Annotated in this window: 21 protein-coding genes; 9 read left to right on the forward strand and 12 right to left on the reverse strand. The window is 60.9% G+C overall.

The features are described 5' to 3' along the window. Window positions 1-16: 16 nt before the first annotated feature. The gene (gene phoU, locus BM267_RS08005; RefSeq protein ID WP_036991767.1) at window positions 17-766 is read left to right on the forward strand and encodes a phosphate signaling complex protein PhoU; all 750 of its coding nucleotides are present in this window, start codon (window positions 17-19) and stop codon (window positions 764-766) included. 11 nt (window positions 767-777) lie between these two features. On the opposite strand, the gene BM267_RS08010 is transcribed toward phoU, so the two are convergent. Continuing rightward, window positions 778-1,080 (reverse strand): DUF2845 domain-containing protein, encoded by a 303-nt coding sequence (locus tag BM267_RS08010; protein WP_074778888.1) that lies wholly within the window; start codon window positions 1,078-1,080, stop codon window positions 778-780. A 199-nt stretch (window positions 1,081-1,279) separates the two neighbouring features. Here BM267_RS08010 and BM267_RS08015 point away from each other — a divergent pair, with 199 nt between their 5' ends. From BM267_RS08015 to BM267_RS08025, 3 genes are read left to right on the forward strand one after another with little or no spacing between them, the layout of a single operon-like run. Further along, a complete protein-coding gene (locus BM267_RS08015; RefSeq protein ID WP_074778886.1) occupies window positions 1,280-1,858 on the forward strand; it encodes a PAAR domain-containing protein in 579 nt (192 codons plus the stop codon). Next, window positions 1,858-2,424, forward strand: a complete 567-nt coding sequence (locus BM267_RS08020) for a T6SS effector amidase Tae4 family protein (protein ID WP_074778884.1) — start codon at window positions 1,858-1,860, stop codon at window positions 2,422-2,424. The genes BM267_RS08015 and BM267_RS08020 overlap by 1 nt, the downstream gene beginning before the upstream one ends. Beyond that, window positions 2,421-2,855 carry a hypothetical protein gene (locus tag BM267_RS08025; protein ID WP_074778882.1) on the forward strand — a complete coding sequence of 145 codons (435 nt, stop codon included), beginning with the start codon at window positions 2,421-2,423 and terminating at the stop codon, window positions 2,853-2,855. Before BM267_RS08020 ends, BM267_RS08025 begins: the two co-directional genes overlap by 4 nt. Before the next feature lie 82 nt (window positions 2,856-2,937). Here BM267_RS08025 and BM267_RS08030 read toward each other — a convergent pair whose 3' ends face one another. Next, window positions 2,938-3,246 (reverse strand): c-type cytochrome, encoded by a 309-nt coding sequence (locus tag BM267_RS08030; protein ID WP_036991770.1) that lies wholly within the window; start codon window positions 3,244-3,246, stop codon window positions 2,938-2,940. Between the two features lie 252 nt (window positions 3,247-3,498). On the opposite strand from BM267_RS08030, the gene BM267_RS08035 reads away from it, so the two are divergent. Beyond that, a complete protein-coding gene (locus BM267_RS08035) occupies window positions 3,499-4,656 on the forward strand; it encodes an iron-containing alcohol dehydrogenase (RefSeq protein ID WP_074778880.1) in 1,158 nt (385 codons plus the stop codon). A 157-nt stretch (window positions 4,657-4,813) separates the two neighbouring features. After that, the gene (locus BM267_RS08040; RefSeq protein WP_036991772.1) at window positions 4,814-5,653 is read left to right on the forward strand and encodes a response regulator; all 840 of its coding nucleotides are present in this window, start codon (window positions 4,814-4,816) and stop codon (window positions 5,651-5,653) included. A gap of 22 nt (window positions 5,654-5,675) precedes the next feature. Here the strand turns inward: BM267_RS08040 and phoR are convergent, their stop codons facing one another. The 4 genes from phoR to BM267_RS08060 form a co-directional block, all read right to left on the reverse strand. After that, window positions 5,676-6,968, reverse strand: a complete 1,293-nt coding sequence (gene phoR / locus BM267_RS08045; RefSeq protein ID WP_074778878.1) for a phosphate regulon sensor histidine kinase PhoR — start codon at window positions 6,966-6,968, stop codon at window positions 5,676-5,678. Between the two features lie 48 nt (window positions 6,969-7,016). After that, window positions 7,017-7,706, reverse strand: coding sequence for a phosphate regulon transcriptional regulator PhoB (gene phoB, locus BM267_RS08050; RefSeq protein ID WP_036991775.1), 690 nt, complete (start codon window positions 7,704-7,706; stop codon window positions 7,017-7,019). A 78-nt stretch (window positions 7,707-7,784) separates the two neighbouring features. After that, the gene (ubiA, locus tag BM267_RS08055) at window positions 7,785-8,675 is read right to left on the reverse strand and encodes a 4-hydroxybenzoate octaprenyltransferase (protein ID WP_074778876.1); all 891 of its coding nucleotides are present in this window, start codon (window positions 8,673-8,675) and stop codon (window positions 7,785-7,787) included. Window positions 8,676-8,700: 25 nt separating this feature from the next. Continuing rightward, entirely contained in the window at window positions 8,701-9,222 is a 522-nt protein-coding gene (locus BM267_RS08060; protein WP_459562110.1) for a chorismate--pyruvate lyase family protein, read from the reverse strand. A gap of 147 nt (window positions 9,223-9,369) precedes the next feature. Here BM267_RS08060 and BM267_RS08065 point away from each other — a divergent pair, with 147 nt between their 5' ends. Both BM267_RS08065 and BM267_RS08070 read left to right on the forward strand, forming a co-directional pair. Then, on the forward strand, window positions 9,370-9,537 hold the full coding sequence (locus tag BM267_RS08065; RefSeq protein ID WP_036991777.1) for a rubredoxin: 168 nt from the start codon (window positions 9,370-9,372) through the stop codon (window positions 9,535-9,537). Window positions 9,538-9,743: 206 nt separating this feature from the next. Then, entirely contained in the window at window positions 9,744-10,016 is a 273-nt protein-coding gene (locus tag BM267_RS08070) for an HU family DNA-binding protein (RefSeq protein WP_036991779.1), read from the forward strand. A gap of 50 nt (window positions 10,017-10,066) precedes the next feature. Here BM267_RS08070 and BM267_RS08075 read toward each other — a convergent pair whose 3' ends face one another. The 3 genes from BM267_RS08075 to BM267_RS08085 form a co-directional block, all read right to left on the reverse strand. Continuing rightward, window positions 10,067-11,479 (reverse strand): aminoacyl-tRNA deacylase and HDOD domain-containing protein, encoded by a 1,413-nt coding sequence (locus tag BM267_RS08075; protein ID WP_074778872.1) that lies wholly within the window; start codon window positions 11,477-11,479, stop codon window positions 10,067-10,069. 91 nt (window positions 11,480-11,570) lie between these two features. Continuing rightward, the gene (gene recG / locus BM267_RS08080) at window positions 11,571-13,655 is read right to left on the reverse strand and encodes an ATP-dependent DNA helicase RecG (RefSeq protein WP_036992105.1); all 2,085 of its coding nucleotides are present in this window, start codon (window positions 13,653-13,655) and stop codon (window positions 11,571-11,573) included. A 7-nt stretch (window positions 13,656-13,662) separates the two neighbouring features. Next, the gene (locus tag BM267_RS08085) at window positions 13,663-14,589 is read right to left on the reverse strand and encodes a hydrogen peroxide-inducible genes activator (RefSeq protein ID WP_036991782.1); all 927 of its coding nucleotides are present in this window, start codon (window positions 14,587-14,589) and stop codon (window positions 13,663-13,665) included. Between the two features lie 67 nt (window positions 14,590-14,656). Here BM267_RS08085 and BM267_RS08090 point away from each other — a divergent pair, with 67 nt between their 5' ends. Then, window positions 14,657-15,496 (forward strand): SDR family oxidoreductase, encoded by an 840-nt coding sequence (locus BM267_RS08090; protein WP_036991785.1) that lies wholly within the window; start codon window positions 14,657-14,659, stop codon window positions 15,494-15,496. Window positions 15,497-15,576: 80 nt separating this feature from the next. On the opposite strand, the gene BM267_RS08095 is transcribed toward BM267_RS08090, so the two are convergent. The 3 genes from BM267_RS08095 to rpoZ form a co-directional block, all read right to left on the reverse strand. Then, window positions 15,577-15,957: a RidA family protein gene (locus BM267_RS08095; RefSeq protein WP_036992108.1), complete on the reverse strand. Its 381-nt coding sequence runs from the start codon at window positions 15,955-15,957 to the stop codon at window positions 15,577-15,579. Between the two features lie 18 nt (window positions 15,958-15,975). Next, window positions 15,976-18,120, reverse strand: coding sequence for a bifunctional GTP diphosphokinase/guanosine-3',5'-bis pyrophosphate 3'-pyrophosphohydrolase (gene spoT, locus BM267_RS08100; RefSeq protein ID WP_036991786.1), 2,145 nt, complete (start codon window positions 18,118-18,120; stop codon window positions 15,976-15,978). Window positions 18,121-18,183: 63 nt separating this feature from the next. Continuing rightward, window positions 18,184-18,441 (reverse strand): DNA-directed RNA polymerase subunit omega, encoded by a 258-nt coding sequence (gene rpoZ / locus BM267_RS08105; protein ID WP_036991788.1) that lies wholly within the window; start codon window positions 18,439-18,441, stop codon window positions 18,184-18,186. Between the last annotated feature and the right edge of the window lie 50 nt (window positions 18,442-18,491).

The following is an 18,491-nucleotide window of genomic DNA, read 5'->3' on the forward strand; positions in this document are numbered from 1 at the left end:
CGTGAGGAGAGTCGCCATGAATAAAGATATAGATAGCTTCACCCAGCACATTTCCCAGCAATTCAACGAAGAGCTGGAGTCGCTCCGCACCCGGCTGTTGGAAATGGGTGGGCTGGTGGAGAAGCAGGTACACGACGCCCTGACCGCGCTGATCGAAGCGGATGGCAAGCTCGCCGAGCACGTGCGTGTAAACGACCGGGTCATCAATGACATGGAGCGTATGATCGACGAAGATTGCATGCGCATTCTGGCCCGTCGGCAACCCGCTGCCAGCGACCTGCGCCTGGTAGTGAATATCAGCAAGATCATTGTCGATCTGGAACGCATTGGTGATGAAGCCTCGAAAATCGCCCGTCGGGCGCTGCAACTGATTGAAGAAGGTCAGGCACCGCGTGGGTACGTTGAATGCCGTCACATCGGCTATCACGTACACAAGATGGTGCAGCAGTCGCTGGACTCCTTCGCCCGCTACGACAGCCAGCAGGCGCTGGAAGTGGCGCGCGAAGACAAGGTCGTCGACCGGGAATACAAGACCGCCATGCGCGAAATGGTCACCTACATGATGGAAGATCCGCGCTCGATCAGCCGCGTATTGAACATCCTCTGGGTGCTGCGTTCGCTGGAGCGTGTCGGTGATCACGCCCGTAACGTCGCCGAGCACGTGATCCACATGGTCGAAGGCACCAACGTACGGCACGTCGGCCTCAAGCGGATGGCCGAGCAGGTGGAGGGCAGTGTCTCCACGGATAATGCTGCCGAGGATTGATCTCGGCAGTATTACCGCTGGCTGCGAATCTGCACCAGCCGTCCATCGATAAAGCGCAGATGGTAGGACATGCCATGGGTTGGGCCGTATAACCAGTGCTCAACCATGACCGCGCCCTGCACGGTCTGGCCGGCTGTATCGACCTCAGGATGATTCACCTGCCGGGAAGCCGGCTCACCGCACTTTTCCATGACAACCAGGATGGTGTCGCCCGTGGAAATCAGGCCGCTGTCACACCGCATCGTCGCTGCCTGCGCGCCCGCAGCCAGCATCAACAGCATCATACCAGCCAGACAGTAGGTAATAGGGTTCATTGCGTACCTCGGCAGATGTCATGGCAGGAGCGTAAGTTGTCCCAGCATATCGACTGTCAGCCGCCTTGGGTAATGGGTGATGTGCCAACGCTGTGATGCACCTCTCATCCAGACAGCAAGTGCCTTGACCTGCCTCGGGGCTTCGCTAGGATCATCGCTGCCTCAATCCACAGGATTTATCAGGAAAACAGGGACGGCGATGATCAAGATAGGCGTAGGCTCCAAGACCTCTACCGGCGGCACAGTGATCGAAGGCAATCCCGGCATCATGTTCGATGGCCTGGTGGCCAGCTCGGTCGGTCATCAGGCAAGCTGCCCCGCTTGCCGCAAAGGCATCGGCCCCATCATGGCTGTCGGACCCAGAACAGTAGTTCTGCCAGCGGGACCGGCGGCGCGGGCCGGCGACTACGTCGCCTGCGGCTGCCCGGCCGGCTCGAATACGCTGTTGGCTGACGGTACCGTGCATATTGGCAGTCGGGCCAGTGGCGGAACTGCTGCCGGCGCCTTCCTCTTCAATAATACCGTAGTGCACAAATCCATTGATCGCATCTACTGGTCCTATAGTGAGAGTCAGGCGCCGATATCCGATACCTCGCGTTTTTATATCGATCTCAATCTGCACGCCGAAACCACCGGCTACGAGCTTGGTGAGACGGTGGAAATACACTTACAGGGGCCGCTCGACAAGACGGTGACCGGAACCGTACAGGCGGACGGTACGGTATTTATACCGGAGGTGCTGAAAAATCAGCATTTGGACCTGCAAGGAGTACTCTGATGACCAGTCTTATCGCCACCGCTGGGAGTGCCTCGACCCGCCTGGAAATCAAACGCCCCGCGTTCCAGTCCTTGTGGGACGCGTATGCCGAAGTGGGAGCTATGGCCGCCCCGGACGTGTATGAACTCGTGGGCGGAGATGTGGCCAGGCATCGCCGGGCCAATCCAGAGGCTTATACCAACGCTTGTGCGCTGCGCATGAGCCGAGCCTTCAACCATGGAGGCTACGCGATTCCACGAGGCACAATCATTCCCGCTACGCCGATTTACCGGGTTCGTGGCGATGACGGCCAGCCCTACATTATGCGGGTCGATGACATCATCCACTTCGTGAAGCACAATTGGGGCAGCGCCGATAAGGTGTTGCAGCCAGCCCAGGCAGGGCAGCTGGCGGGACTCAAGGGGCTTATCGTGATGGAGGTGTCGGGCTGGAGTGATGCCACTGGACATGTCACCCTCTGGGATGACACCCGGGCCGGTGATGGTACGGACTACCAAAACCCGAATAGCCATAGCTATAACGCCCGGGTATCGCTTACCCGCATTCTGTATTGGGAACTCAAATGAAACCGCTCATGTTTTTCCTGGCGCTGGCCACGGGCGCGCCCGTCTGGGCCACGCCATCCGAGGCGACATTGGCGGCCCGCCAGTCTTTGAAGAATTATGGATTGTCCCGTTGCCTGCTGACAGCTTATCCACAGCCGGGAGCGCTCAGGGATGATGTGGCAGAGGCGGTCGGCGCTTATTATTTCCTGGGCCGGGGTCAGCATCGGATTCATCAGGACGAAGATACACTGGAGACTCTGCACGATCCTTATGCGGTAGTGGCAGATTATTTTCGCGAGGCCATGATCAACGAGCCGGTGCACATGAAGCAGGGCGGGGCGAATGCCTTTGCCGGATGCCTTGAGGTATATCATTCACCCGGAGTGGAGGAACTGGTACACCAGCAGGATGACTATATCCTGCCACGGGCTGGAGAACAGACGGGCGACTGAGATGGCTGCGGTTCACGCACAAACAAAAAGGGCCGAGTCAATCAGACTCAGCCCCTTGTCGGCACTGCTGTGCGGATGTCGCTTAGTTCAGCGAGAGAATCCAGTCGGCCAGCTTGCCGGCTTCTTCTTCGGTTACCTGGTTCGGCGGCATGGGGATCGGGCCCCAGATACCGCTGGAACCATTCTGGATGCTGGCCATGATGTGCTCCTTGCCATCGGCCTGCTCGCCGTACTTGGCAGCGACTTCCTTCATAGCCGGACCGACGAGTTTGGTATCAACGGTGTGGCAGGCGACACATACCTTACTCTGGAACAATTCTTCAGCGGCAGAGGCTGAGTGAGCAGCTGTCAGGGCGGCTGCGGCGACCAAGGGCAACAGATAGAACTTCATGATATATCCTCGAAGGCTAATATGGATGCAGCTCCTGCTTATGCGCGTCAGTCTCTGCGGCAGGTATGTGTCTAAGATGGCTTAGGTAACGGGTTATTTCAAGTAGTCAGATTGCCGCAGGTGGATTTGGTTGGACGCGGAGCGCATGTTTGGGTATTTTGCGGTACATAAATTCAATGTGTATCCGAACGATCTATTTGTGCTGGATTGATCGCGCGGCCGCGTCATTTATCTGATATCTCAGGAGAGTAAATGGAAATCACGTCCTACAGCAACAACTGGAGCTATCCCACCAACGTTCGTGTCGGCGCTGGGCGTATTCGTGAACTGGCCAAATGTTGCGGGCAGTTGGGGATGAAGGCGCCGTTGCTGATCACTGACCCGGGTCTGGCCGCGCTGCCGATTGTCGAGCAGGCTTTGCAGGTATGCCGTGAAGCCGGACTGGAAATCGGTCTGTTCAGCGCGATCAAAGGCAACCCCACCGGCGGCAACGTGGCCGATGGCATCGCTGCGCTCAAGGCGGGCAATCATGACGGCGTGATCGCCTTCGGCGGTGGCTCGGCCATCGATGCGGCCAAGGCGGTGGCATTGGTGGGCAGACAGAACTGCTCTCTGTGGGAAGCGCGTAACCCGGCCACTATCGATGCCAGCCTGATGCTGCCGGTCGTCGCGGTCCCGACTACGGCGGGTACCGGCTCCGAGGTGGGTAATGCCTCGGTCATTACCGATGAGGAGAATCATGCCAAGCGCATTATCTTCCATCCCAAGATGACCCCGGCGATCGTCATTCTGGACCCTGAGCTGACCCTGGGCTTGCCCGCGAAGCTGACTGCGGCTACCGGGATGGACGCTCTGGCACATAACCTGGAGGCCTTCCTCGCGCCGACGTTCCATCCGATGGCTGAAGGCATCGCGTTGGAAGGCATGCGCCTGGTCAAGGAATACCTGCCGCGCGCTGTACGCAACGGCAATGACATCGATGCGCGGCTGCAGATGCTGGTAGCGTCGAGCATGGGTGCAACTGCTTTCCAGCGCGGCCTGGGCGCGATTCACGCGGTGTCCCATAGCATCGGCGCGTTGTATGACTCGCATCATGGTCTGCTCAATGCCATCGTCATGCCCTATGTCATGCAGGCCAACCGCTCGGTGATCGAGCCGGAGATGGCCCGTGCTGCCCGCTACCTGGGCCTGCCCCATGCGGACTTCAATGGCATGCTGGATTGGGTACTGAATTTGCGCGCCGAATTGGGCCTGCCGCATACCCTGGCCGAGATCGGTGTGGATGATTCCAAGGCCGAGCTGATCGGCGAAATGTCGATCAAGGACGTCACTGCTCGCACCAATGCGCGTCAGTTGACCGCCGCTGAATACCAACAGCTGTTCCTCAATGCTCTGACCGGCAAGCTCTGAGTCGACTCACCGCTACGCCACGTCGAGTCTGACGTGGCGTCAGCGGACGTTCTTGCTGCCTTCAGCTGCCTTCTGCTGTCTCACGCCGCCGCCCTTTGCTGGGTATTTGCCATCACTCTGGGGTAAGCTGTGGCGGTAACTGACAGAGAGAATCTCAATGGCGAGTGTATCCGTTCTGGTTGTGGATGATGCCCCCTTTATCCGTGACCTGATCAAGAAAGCCCTGCGCAGTCATTTCCCGGGTCTGCAGATCGAAGAGGCGGTGAATGGCAGCAAGGCACGTCAGCTGCTTGCCCGAACCTCATTCGACCTGATCCTGTGCGACTGGGAAATGCCAGAGCTGAGCGGCCTGGAATTGCTGCAGTGGTTTCGCACCCAATCCGGTCAGGAGAAGACGCCTTTCATCATGGTGACCAGCCGGGGTGACCGCGACAATGTAGTCGAGGCCATCAAGGCGGGTGTCAGCGACTATGTTGGTAAGCCGTTCAGCAACGAACAGCTGATTTCCAAGGTGCGCAAGGCCTTGCAGCGGGCTGGCAAGCTGCAGCAGTTGCGTGCCCGTCCCGTTGCCACCGGCGGACACGCCCAGGAGACCATCACCAGCCTGCTGGGCTCGCGCCCGGCGCCTGTCCCACCCACAACCCCGAAGCCGGCCGTGCCGGTGGATAACCGGACAGCAGCACGCTCAACGGCTCGGGCGCAACTGCGCGTGGCTGGTCAGCAGTTCGCCTGTGTCATCCGGAGCCTTAGCCTGCGCGATGCACGGTTGGTGGTGCGCCGGGGTGAGCAATTGCCGGCAGTGTTCGACAGCGCGGTGCTGGATCTGGAGCAGGAAGGTGAGCAGGGCGTGGCCCGTATCAACGGCTACGTGCATACCCTGGCGGCACTGGAGGATCGCATGGATTGCGAATGGGTGCTGGTGACGCTGAAATTCGTCGACCAGGACCCGGCCAAGCTGGAGTGGTTGTCGATGCTGATTGCCGAGGGCGGTCACTGAGCCGTCAACGACGGCTCATTCTTCAGATAAGCCGTTCGGCCGGGAATACGCAGGTAAAGCTGCTGCCCTTGCCGGGTGTGCTGCTGATCTGCAGCTCGCCGTGATGGCGCATCAGCACGTGTTTGACGATAGCCAGTCCGAGGCCGGTGCCGCCGGTAGTGCTGTTGCGGCTGGAGTCGACACGGTAGAAGCGCTCGGTCAGCCGATGCAGGTGTTCGGCGGCGATTCCCGGCCCGTTATCCGTTACGCTCAGGCGCGCGCCGCGGTCATCCTGCACCCAGGTGATCTGAATCTCACCGCCATCCTGGGTATATTTCACGGCGTTGTACACCAGGTTGGAGATGGCACTGCGCAACTCCGACTCCCATCCCATGATGCGGGCCTGGGTGGCGCAGTCGATGGAAATGCTGTGCTGCCGTTCTCCGGACACGGCGAGGGCGTCCTTGCGGATGCCGGGCAGCATGAGAGCGATATCGACCGGTTTTTCCTCGGCGCGGGCCTCTGAGGTCTCTAGGCGCGAGAGCATCAACAGGTCGTTGAGCAGGCTCTGCATGCGCCGGGCCTGCTGCTGCATCTGGTGCAGCGGCCGCATCCAGCGCGGATTGCTGCCGTCATCGCTATCGATCATGGTTTCCAGATAACCGACTACCACGGTCAGCGGAGTGCGCAGCTCGTGGGATACGTTGGCGACGAAATCCTTGCGCATTTGCTCCAGGTTATGCAGCCGGGTAACGTCGCGGACCAGCAACAGCCGCTCGCCATTGCCGTAGCGGGTGATGTTGTACTGCAGCCAGGTGTTGATATTCAAGGGAGAGGGAATATCCAGCGGCTCGCGGTAATTGCCGTGGTCGAAATAGTGGACGAAACGCGGATCGCGCAGCAGGTTATGCACATGCTGTCCGCTGTCGTCGGGCGCGCGCAGGCCGAGCAGGCTTTCGGCGGCGTGATTCCACCACTCGAGATGACCATCCTTGTCGATCATGACCACGGCATCGCTCAGTGCTGCGGTGGATGCCTGGATGCGTTCAATGACCGTCTGCATGCGCCCACGCATGCGCTTGTCGCGGCGCTGCATGCGGTAGATGCCATCGAAAATCTCGCCCCAGATGCCGGAGGCTTCCGGTGGCGGCTCACCCGGGTGCGTTTGCAACCAGTGCTGAAAACGTTGCAGTTGGCGTAGCATCCAACCTAGATAGATGGCCAGCCCGATGACCAGAGCCCAGGCAGGTTGTCCCACCAGCAGGCCGATCAGCAGGCAGCCCAGCAGCAGCCAGAACAGTCTGCCTGAGATTGCGCGGAACCAGTTGTTTTCCACTGGTATTATCCTGGATCAGATGGGTAGACACTGCCGCAATGCAGCGCCTCAGCCCTTGGTGGAAAAACGGTAACCCGTGCCGCGCACAGTCTGCACCAGACCTTCATAGGCGGAACCCAGAGCCTTGCGCAGACGACGGATGTGCACATCCACGGTACGCTCTTCGACATAGACATTGCCGCCCCAGACCTGGTCCAGCAACTGGCCGCGGGTATAGGCGCGTTCCTGGTGGGTCATGAAGAACTGCAGCAGCCGATACTCGGTCGGGCCGATTTCCGCTGGTGCGCCGTCAATGGTGACGCGATGGCTAATCGGGTCCAGGTGCAGACCATTCACTTCGATGGGGGCTTCCTCGTCCACCGGACCGGCGCGGCGTAGTACGGCCTTGAGGCGGGCAACCAGCTCCCGGGGTGAGAACGGCTTGGTGATGTAATCATCAGCACCCACTTCCAGCCCCTGGATCTTGTTGTCTTCCTCACCCTTGGCGGTGAGCATGATAATGGGAATGTCGCTGGTCAACTCGTCGCGCTTGAGGCGTCTTGCCAGTTCGATGCCGGTCGTGCCCGGTAGCATCCAGTCCAGCAGGATCAGGTCCGGTTTGGCATCTATGATGGCAGCATGGGCCTGTTGCGTATTCTCTGCTTCAAGGCAGCGGTATCCGGCCATCTCCAGCGCAACGGCAATCATTTCCCGGATAGGGGCTTCGTCGTCTACGATCAGTATGGTCTTGTCTGCCATGGTACTCCGTCCAGTTGCAGTGTCTGACATACACCGATTAGATAACAAGAATATTGCAGTTGTGTGACCGCTGACCATTTAACCCAGGCGGTAGTCCAGCACCAGGCCGGCAAATACCAGCAGTCCGCTCCAGTGGTTGGACAGGAATGCGGCCAGGCAAGCCTGTGGTTCGCGGTCGCGAATCAACCAGTGTTGCCAGCCGAAGCTCAACAACATGGCCACCAACCCCAGATAGTAAAAGGCGCCCAACTCAAAGCGGCTGCCGACCAGCAGCAGGCACAGCAATGTCAGCCCCTGCAGCAGCGCGATGATCAACTTGTCGGCTTCGCCGAATACGATGGCGGTGGATTTGACGCCGATGACCAGATCATCGGGGCGGTCACACATGGCGTACTCGGTGTCATAAGCCACAGTCCACAGCAGATTGGCGATGTAGAGCAGCCACAGCGCCACCGGCAGTTCGCCGGTCTGTGCAGCGAAGGCCATGGGGATGGCCATGGAGTAGGCGGCGCCCAGCACCACCTGGGGATAGAAGGTGAAGCGTTTGCAAAAGGGGTAAACGGTTGCCAGTGCCAGTGCCACCAGTGACAACTTGAAGGTCAGCAGATTGGTGAACAGCAGCAAAGAGGCACTCAGCGCCACCAGAATGGCGAAGACCAGCAGGGTTTCCCGGGGGCTGACCTTGCCGGTGGCCAGAGGCCGATTGCGGGTGCGGGTGACATGGCCGTCGACCTTGCGATCGGCGAAGTCGTTGATGGCGCAGCCAGCTGCCCGCATCAACACCACACCGGTGACAAACACTGCCAGCAACAGCAGATCCGGAACGCCGCCTGCGGCCAGCCACAGCGCGCACAGCGTGGGCCACAGCAGCAGGTAGATACCGATGGGGCGATCCAGCCGCATGAGCTGGATGAAGTCGATGGCGCGAGGATGGAGGCGCGACAGGGGTTTGATCAACAGGCCAGACACAATAGTCTCCGAAACGGTGATGGACTCAGGCGGCCGGAGGCCAGCCGGGGAGAAAAACCTCGCATACCAACAGCTGCAGTCGCTCGCTGGCGAACAACGAGCGCCGAGCCCAGCAACCAGGCTGCTGCCGATCCGCTGGCAACCAGCGGGCCGGGTAGCGGCTGATCTCGATCGGCGCGCGGCGGATCCGCGGATCATTGAACAACAGCTCGCCGAGGCTGCGGCTGCCCAGGTTTTCCAGATGCACGCCAGCGGCGTTGAAAGCCTGCAAATCGGCTACCGTGCGGGCAAATACCCGGGGCGCTCCCGCCGTGTGCAGCAGGACTTCGCGGACCCATACCGGATGGGCCTCAGCCAATCCGAGCGCCGCGGCTTCATCTGCGCGCGCCGGTTGCTGCTGCTCGGCCAGTACTTCGACCCGGAAATCATCATTGCCGGCCGCCATCAGCCGCCGGGTCAGTGACCCCGTGTCGCGGAGCCAATCGAGCAAAACGCTGTCGGAAATATCGGAATGATCGGTTACCAGTTGCCAGTCGGGAATACTCACGGATCTCACTGTCGCTGCGGGTGTCTGGTGCAGAGGGTATCATGACTTGGCGGTTATTCACCCGCCCTGGCGCAGCGGTTGGCCGGCGTCAGAGCTTTGCGGTAGTCTCGGAAGCCGATTTTACAGCGCACTATTCAGGAATCATTGATGAAAAAATGGCAATGCATCGTATGTGGGTTCATCTATGACGAGGCGGAAGGATGGCCGGATGACGGCATCGCGCCAGGGACTCGCTGGGAAGACGTACCGGCTGATTGGCAATGCCCGGATTGCGGAGTCGGCAAGGAAGACTTCGAGATGATTGCTATCGGTTAACCGTTATGGCAATGAGACAGTTTTGCCTTTTTCCGGGAAATCAGCGATAACTCTCTCTGTCAGCCCGGTTTCTGGCTGGCGCAGGCGCCCGAGTCGTGCCATGCTGGGCAGGCTTTGACAGCCTTGAGCCAGGAGCGGCGGGGCGGTCGCCAAGCATCGTTGCAGCAGGCAGCGAAAAACAAAAACAACACATAGTGAGGCTCTATATGCGTAAACCGGAACTCGCAGCGGCTATTGCCGACAAGGCTGACCTGAGCAAGGACCAGGCAAACCGCGCGCTCAACGCGATTCTCGATGAAATCACCCAGGCCCTGAGCCGCAAGGATACGGTTACCCTCGTCGGGTTCGGAACCTTCTTGCAGCGGCATCGTGGTGCCCGGACCGGCAAAAACCCGCAAACCGGTGAGCCTGTTCAGATCAAGGCCAGCAACACCGTGTCCTTCAAGCCCGGCAAGGGATTGAAAGATTCCGTCAATTGAACGGAAAGGCCGGGGGCTGTATAGCCCCCGGTAGCTGATTCAGCGATCTTTCAGCGATTCCAGCCCAGCTGGTACTCATTCACCAGCTTGCGTAGCGCATCGCGCGCGTCCAGTACCTTGTCCACCGCCTTGTCCGCTTGTTCACGGGTCAGCTCCAGACGCTCCAGCAGCAGCTCGGGGATAACCATCTCCGGCCCGCCACCCAGTTCCCGCTCACGCAGCAGCGCCAGGCTGAGATAAACCAGGTTGGCGTATTGATAATGCTCACCGGCGTAATGCGGATCATGCTGATGGCGGATGGCGCTGGAAATTTCCGCCGGCATGTCCCAGTAGCGCATCAGCCAGCTACCGATCTGATCCCGGTTGACGCCGAGCAGATGCTGGTCCACCAGGTGGGCCGGCACATGCGGGTTGGCTTCCACGTGGCGGCAGATCAGATTGAAGTAGGGCGGGAAGATATAAGCCAGCAGCAGATAACCGAAGTTATGCAGCAGCCCGGCCAGATAATTCAGGCCCAGCTCCGGGCGATGTTCACGCGGCATCGCCCTGGCCAGCCCTTCGATCGCCGCGGCGGTATAGATGGCTTGTTCCCAGTAGGGCGTGCTGCACTCGGGCGCATCCTTGGGTAGGTTGAACGTCTTGCCCAGGGACAGGCCCACCGCAAGATTGATCACCAGGTCAAAGCCCAGCACACGGGTGATGGCATCTTCCACCGAGCGAATCTTGCCCGGTGCGGCATAGAATGAGGAGGAGGCCCAACTGACCACCTGGGCAGCCAGGCTGGGGTCGGTTTCCACCACATCGGTGAGCTGCTCGACGGTGGCATCGGGGTTCACCCGCAGTTTCATGATCTGCTGGGCGGTGTTGGGCAGCGGCGGAATCTCGATGGTCTCTTCCAGACGCTGGCGCATGCGCAGGGCGGTGAAGTTCTTCACCGCCAGGTTGATGTCGTGCCGGTCCTGTTCGGCATCTTCAGCGGTACATTCGATGGTGCTCAGCGGGACGGCGAAGGCGGCGGCGGTGGCGGTTGCCGCCAGGCTGGCCAATGCGCTCTGCTCAAGCTCCAGACACCAACCGGACAGGCCGCTGGGCATCCACACCTGGGCGTGGGCCAGCAGCTGTTGCTCGATGAGACAGGGTGAATCCACCAACACCGGCAAGCCCGGCAACTGCGCCAGCTGGTAGCGTTGCAGGAGCGCCTGCAGCTGCTGATCGCGCACCGGCTGCAGTTCCCGACCGGTCACCCGTGTCAGTTCCCGCAGGTCCAGCAGATGGTCAGCGGGAAACAGCGTCAACAACATGCCATCGGCGTCGCTGAGCAGGCACACCCGAATCTGCTGGCACAGCGGGCCGGCTGCGCCCTGGGGCCGCAGCCGGTAGGTAATCTGCTGTCGCTGCAGCTGCTTTTCCAGCAGGTCGGGCAAGCTGGCGCTGCCTGACGGCATGGCTGCGTGATCGGTCATCAGAAAGTTCCTTGTCTGGACAATCGGAATGGCTTGATTGAGGTGATCTTAGGGGGTGTCCACGTAGCATCGCAAGCTGGGGCCCTAGGCGTCACACTTGAGCGAACTGTTGTGCATCAGCCAGCCAGCGATCAATAACCAGATCGACCCGCTGCGGGTGCTGCCGGGTAAAGACCACTGCGGCTTCCTGTATTTGTGGGAGCAGATCGGCATCGCGGACCAGATCAGCGACGCGGAACTGTACCAGGCCGGTCTGGCGTGTGCCGAGCACTTCGCCGGGGCCGCGCAGTTCCAGATCCTTTTCGGCGATGACAAAGCCATCCGAGCTTTCCCGCATGATCCCCAGGCGTTCGCGGCCCAGTGCCGACAGCGGGGCGTGATACAGCAGGACGCAGTGACTGGCAGTGTTGCCGCGGCCGACCCGGCCGCGCAGCTGGTGCAGTTGCGCCAGGCCGAGGCGCTCGGGGTTTTCAATGATCATCAGGCTGGCATTGGGCACATCCACGCCGACCTCGATCACGGTGGTGGCGACCAGCAGGTGCAGGTCGCCATCCTTGAACGCCTGCATGATCTCGGCCTTCTCCGTTGCCTTCATACGCCCATGAATGAGGCCGATCGACAGGTCCGGCAATTGTTCGCACAACGCTTGCCACGTCACTTCGGCGGCCTGGGCCTGGAGCTGCTCGGACTCCTCGATCAACGTGCAGACCCAATAGGCCTGGCGGCCCTCGGCGCAACCGGCGCGCACCCGTTCGACCACCGCATCGCGTCGGCTGTCGGACACCAGCACGGTATTGATCGGGGTGCGCCCCGGCGGCAGCTCATCGAGAATCGAGGTATCCAGATCAGCATAGGCGCTCATCGCCAGGGTGCGCGGGATGGGGGTGGCGGTCATGATCAGCTGATGCGGGGAGAAGCGTCCAGCCGCGCCCTTGTCACGCAGGGCCAGCCGCTGTTGCACACCAAAGCGGTGTTGCTCGTCGATGATCGCCAGCCCCAGGTTGTGAAACTGCACTTCGGCCTGGAACAGCGCATGGGTGCCGACCACCATGGCGGCATCACCCGTCGCGATCATCTGCAGCTGATTGCTGCGGGCCTTGCCCTTGAGCTTGCCGGCCATCCAGGCGACGGAAATGCCCAGCGGCGCGAACCAGCGTTGGAAGTTGTTGAAATGCTGCTCGGCAAGGATCTCGGTTGGCGCCATCAAGGCCACCTGCCAACCGGCTTCCAGCGCCTGCAATGCCGCCAGCGCCGCGACTACAGTCTTGCCGGCACCCACATCGCCCTGGACCAGGCGCAGCATGGGCTGGGGTTGGCGCAGGTCGGCGCGGACTTCCTCCGCTACTCGCTGCTGGGCGCCAGTCAGCGGAAAGCCCAGCTGGCTGATGAAGGTCTGCGCCAGTTCGCCGGGGGCTTGCATTACCGGTGCCCGATGGGCGCGCACTTCGGCGCGCAGCTTGAGCATGGTCAACTGGTGGGCCAGCAGCTCCTCGAACGCCAGCCGATGCTGGGCCCAATGGCGACCATCTTCCAGCGCCTGCAAGTCGACATCGGGCGGCGGTCGGTGCAGCGTGTGGATGGCCTCGCGCAGGGGCGGCAGCTGATACTGCTCGGTAAGTTCGGGGGCTAGCAGGTCAGGCAGGCTGTTGCCTTGATCCAGCCAGGCGAGAGCAGCATCAGTGAGGCTGCGCAAACGCTGCTGCGACAGGCCTTCGGTCGCCGGGTAGATAGGCGTCAGGGTGGTGGCCACCGGCGCTGCCTGCTGGCTGTCCAGGTTCTGCATTTCCGGATGGTAGATCTCCAGCCCGGAGGCGCCGGGGCGCACCTCACCGTAGCAGCGCCAGCGGCTGCCACGCTGCAGATTGGACTTCAGTGCGGCGGAAAAATAATAGAAACGCAGGCTCAAGGTGCCGCTGCCATCCTGAATGCGGCACAACAGGCTGCGACGTCGCCCCATCACCACCTCTGCCCCCAGCACGACACCTTCAATGACCGCGTCCATGCCTGGGCGCAGAGCTCCGATTGGCGTGATGCGGGTGCGGTCCTGATAGCGCAGCGGCAGATGAAACAGCACATCCTGCACGCTGCTCAGACCGAGACGGTCCAGCTTGTCCGCCAGCGCCGGGCCGATACCCTTGAACACCGTCAGCGGTGTGCGTTCCAGCTGCAACGTCATGCTGTCATCAAGCCCGGCGCTTATCGGCGGGGTCGCCAACCGAGCACAGGCGAATCGAGTCGCTGAGAATTTCCACTGCCCGTGGGCGTGGGAAGCTGGCGCGCCAGGCAATCGCCACGGTGCGGAAGGGGACCGGCGAACTGAATGGTTTGGTCAGCAGTAGATCGGAGCTGTAATAACGATCATCGGCGGCCGACATCGGCAGCACCGTCATGCCCATGCCCGAGGCAACCATGTGGCGGATGGTTTCCAGGGAGCTGGATTCGATGGTGGTGTGCTTGAGCTGTTCATCGCTGCGGCGTGTGGTGGGGCAGGCTTCCAGTACCTGATCACGGAAGCAGTGACCTTCGCCGAGCAGCAGCAGGCGATCATCATCCAGGTCATCCAGCGACACGTAGTCGCGCTTGGCCCATGCGTGATCGGCCGGGATCAACAGGCTGAAGGGTTCGTCATACAGCGGCTTGGTCAGAATATCCGGCTCGCTGAATGGTAACGCGATGATGATCGCGTCGAGCTCCCCATTGCGCAGCTTGTCGCGCAGGATGTGGGTGTAGTTCTCCTCGATGTACAACGGCATTTCCGGGGCCACCCGGTGCAGCTGTGGAATCAGGTGCGGGAAAAGATACGGCCCGATGGTATAGATGGCGCCGACCTTGAGCGGGGCCGACAGCTGATTCTTGCCGGCGCTGGCCAGTTCGCGGATGGCCATTGCCTCTTCCAGTACCCGCTGGGCCTGGGCGACGATCTTCTCACCCACGGGGGTGACCCGCACGGCGCTCTTGGTGCGTTCGAAGAGCATGATGCCCAGCTCTTCCTCCAGTTTCTTGACGCCGACACTGAGCGTCGGCTGGGAAACATGGCAGCGCTCGGCGGCATGGCCGAAATGCTGTTCCTGGGCCAGAGTGACGATGTAACGGAGTTCGGTCAGGGTCATGTCGTATACTGCTCGCGGAGATTTTCAGCAAGCATAGCGGGTTGATCGATAGAGGAAAACAATCAGCATGAAACATGTAGTTATTGCCGGCTGCGGTGATGTGGGAACGGCTCTTGCCGAGCGTCTGTTGCAGCGCGGTTGGCAGGTCAGTGGACTGCGCCGCGACCCCTCGGCTTTACCCGGGGATATTGGCCGGATCGCTGCTGATCTGACCCAGCCGCAGAAGCCGGCTGACTGGCCGGAGCGGGTCGACTATGTGGTTTACTGCCCGGCCGCCGGGCGGCGCGATCCCGAACTGTACCAGCAGCTCTATATCGATGGGCTGCAGCACGTTCTGGGCTGGCTGAAGGACAGTCGGCATAAGCTGCGTCACCTGCTGCAGGTGTCCAGTACGGCGGTCTATGCCCAGAGCGAGGGTGAATGGGTAACCGAGAACAGCCCAGCGCTGGCCCAGTCAGCAACCGCACCCTTGTTGATCCAGGCCGAGGACGTGGCGCTGCGCAGCGGCGTCCCGGCATCGGTGGTGCGTCTGGCTGGTATCTACGGGCCGGGGCGCACGCGACTGATCGAACAGGTGCGCAGCGGATTGCATGTGCCGGAAACCCCGGTGCAATACACCAATCGCATCCATCGGGATGATGCCGCGACGTTATTGGAATGCCTGTTACTGGCTGCTGACCAGGGCGAGTTGCTGGCGCCCTGCTATCTGGGCGTAGACGATGAGCCGGCGCCCTTGCACGACGTGGCGCAGTGGCTGGCAGAGCAGGTGGGTGTGGAACTGCTGGCCGAAGGGCCTACGGCCAATCGGGTTGGCAGCAAGCGCTGCAGTAATGCACTGGCGCGGGAGATGGGGTGGGAGCCGGTGTATCCCAGCTACCGGGAGGGTTACTCGAGCATGCTCGAGTAACCTCAGCGGCAAACGTCCAGCTATGGGTGTACCTGTGGGGCGGGCCCGGCAGGAGCTCCACGGGACACCACAGCGATCGCTTAGCCGACGACCAGGATACCGTCCATCTCTACCGGCACGCCCTTGGGCAGCGCAGCGATGCCGATGGCCGCGCGGGCCGGATAGGGCTGTTCGAAGTAGCGGCCCATGATTTCGTTGACGGTACCGAAGTTGGCCAGGTCGGTCAGGTAGATGTTCAGCTTGACGATGTCCTGCAGCTTGCCGCCAGCCGCTTCAGCTACCAGTGCCAGGTTGTCGAACACGCGGCAGACCTGGGCCTCGAAGCCTTCAACCACTTCCATGGTTTGCGGGTCCAGCGGGATCTGGCCGGACAGGTAAACGGTGTTGCCGACCTTGATGGCCTGGGAGTAGGTGCCGATGGCGGCGGGAGCGTGTTCGCTGGTGATGACTTGCTTGTTCATGAAGGTCTCCATCTGGATTCAGTTTTTAAGGCGGGTAATCCGTAGCACGCCTTGCAGCGCACGGATCCGCTTGATCAATTGGGAAAGGTGCAGCCGGCCGCGCACGCGCAGCACCAGTTGCACCACGCTGATGCGACCATCGCGTTCGTCCACGCTGATTTTGTCGATACTCGCATCGGCTACGGTGATGCTGGTAGCGAGCTGGGCAATAATGCCGCGCTGATGCTCCAGTTCCACGCGCAGCTCCACGGTGAATTCGCCACTGACATTCTTATCCCAGGTCAGTTGCAGAATCTTTTCATTATTGTCGTGGTGTTCCGCCAGGTTCTTGCAGTTTTCCTGGTGAATGACCATGCCCTTGCCGGTAGTGAGGAAGCCGACAATGGGATCGCCCGGAATGGGATTACAGCAACGCGCAAAACTGACCACCAGCCCTTCGGTACCGCGAATGGCCAGGGGTTTCTCTTCGCTGCGGGGTTGCTGGATAACGGCATCGCTGCGCGTTGCCTCGGCCTCGGCCGCGGTATCACCTGCCAGTAGGCGGCGTGCAGTGACATAGGCCATGCGATTGCCCAGCCCGATGTCCGCCAGCAGGTCTTCCAGCGTCTCCATGCGGCAGTCAGCCAGCACGCGCTTGATCTGCCGCTCGGGAATCTGCTCCAGGCTGGTATCGAAGCTCGCCAGCACCTTGTCCAGCAGCCGCTCGCCCAGCGCAATGGATTCGGAGTGGCGCTGGTGTTTGAGCACATGACGGATATTGCTGCGCGCCTTGCCGGTGATCACGAAGTTCAACCACGCCGGGTTGGGCCGGGCGCCTGGGGCGGTGATGATTTCCACGGTCTGGCCGCTTTCCAGTGGCTCGGACAGCGGCGCCAGGCGGCGATTGATACGGCAGGCGATACAGCTGTTGCCCACATCGGTATGCACGGCGTAGGCGAAGTCGACCGGTGTGGAGCCCTTGGGCAGCTCCATGATCCGGCCCTTGGGCGTGAAGATATAGACCTCATCGGGGAACAGGTCGATCTTGACGTTCTCGATGAACTCCAGCGAATTACCCGCGCGTTGCTGCAGTTCAAGCACGCCTTTGAGCCACTGACGGGTGCGCGCATGGTTGCCGTTGATCACCTCGTCCTTCGACTTGTACACCCAGTGTGCGGCGATACCGTTATTGGCCAGCTCTTCCATCTCTTCGGTGCGGATCTGGATCTCGATCGGTACACCATGCATACCGAACAGGGTGGTATGCAGAGACTGATAGCCGTTGGCTTTGGGGATCGCGATGTAGTCCTTGAAGCGGCCAGGGAAGGGCTTGTACAGGCTGTGCACGGCGCCCAGCACGCGATAGCAGGTATCGGCCTTGTCGACGATGATCCGGAAGGCGTAGACATCCATGATCTCGTTGAACGCCTTACGCTTCTCGCGCATCTTCTGGTAAATACCGTACAGATGCTTCTCGCGGCCCAGCACCTTGCCCTGCAGCCCCTCGCGCTCGAGACAGGCTTCCAGGGAGTCGAGGATCTTGTTCAGCAGCTCCTTGCGGTTGCCACGGGCGTCACGCACAGCCTGGGCGATCATCCGCGAGCGCATCGGATACATGGCGCTGAAGCCCAGGTCCTCGAACTCGGTGCTGAGACTGTGCATGCCCAGGCGGTTGGCGATGGGCGCGTAGATTTCCAGGGTTTCCCGGGCGATGCGGCGGCGTTTTTCCGGCTTCAGGGCGCCGAGGGTGCGCATGTTGTGCAGGCGGTCAGCGAGCTTGACCAGAATGACCCGGATATCGCGGGCCATGGCCAGGGCCATTTTCTGGAAGTTCTCAGCCTGGGCCTCGGCCTTGGTCTCGAAGGTCATCTGGGTCAGCTTGCTGACGCCGTCGACCAGCTCTGCCACGGTATCACCGAACTGCGCGGTGAGGGCTTCCTTGGGGATGCCGGTATCCTCGATCACATCATGCAGCATGGCGGCCATCAGGCTCTGATGGTCCATGTGCATATCAGCAAGGATGTTGGCTACCGCCAGCGGATGGGTGACGTAGGGCTCGCCGCTGCGGCGGGTCTGGCCGTCATGGGCCTGCTCCGCATAGAAATAGGCGCGGCGTACCAGGTTGACCTGATCGGGTTCGAGGTAGTCATCCAGCCGATCGGCAAAGACTTCTATACCGGACATGCAACTCTCCTGCACCCTGCTGTCAGAGCAGTTTGAACGAGGTCGCACGGCCATCGCAACCGCTTACTCCGGCAGTTCGGTTTCCAGCGAGTACAGCGGCTCCTGCTGTTCACGCAGAGCTTCTTCGGCCATGATCGCGTCGGTGATCAGGCCTTCGGCGATTTCACGCAAAGCCACGACGGTGGGCTTGTCATTTTCCCAGGCAACCTTGGGTTCCTTGCCGCCAGTAGCGATCTGACGCGAACGCTTGGTGGCCAGCATGACCAGCTCAAAGCGGTTGTCTACATTTTCCAGGCAGTCTTCAACAGTGACGCGGGCCATGGTGTACTCCGAACGGCAGAAAAAAGAAAATCGGGAAGCGCTTGGTAAAA

The organism is Halopseudomonas bauzanensis (genome assembly GCF_900114735.1).
In the GTDB taxonomy this organism is placed as follows: domain Bacteria; phylum Pseudomonadota; class Gammaproteobacteria; order Pseudomonadales; family Pseudomonadaceae; genus Halopseudomonas; species Halopseudomonas bauzanensis.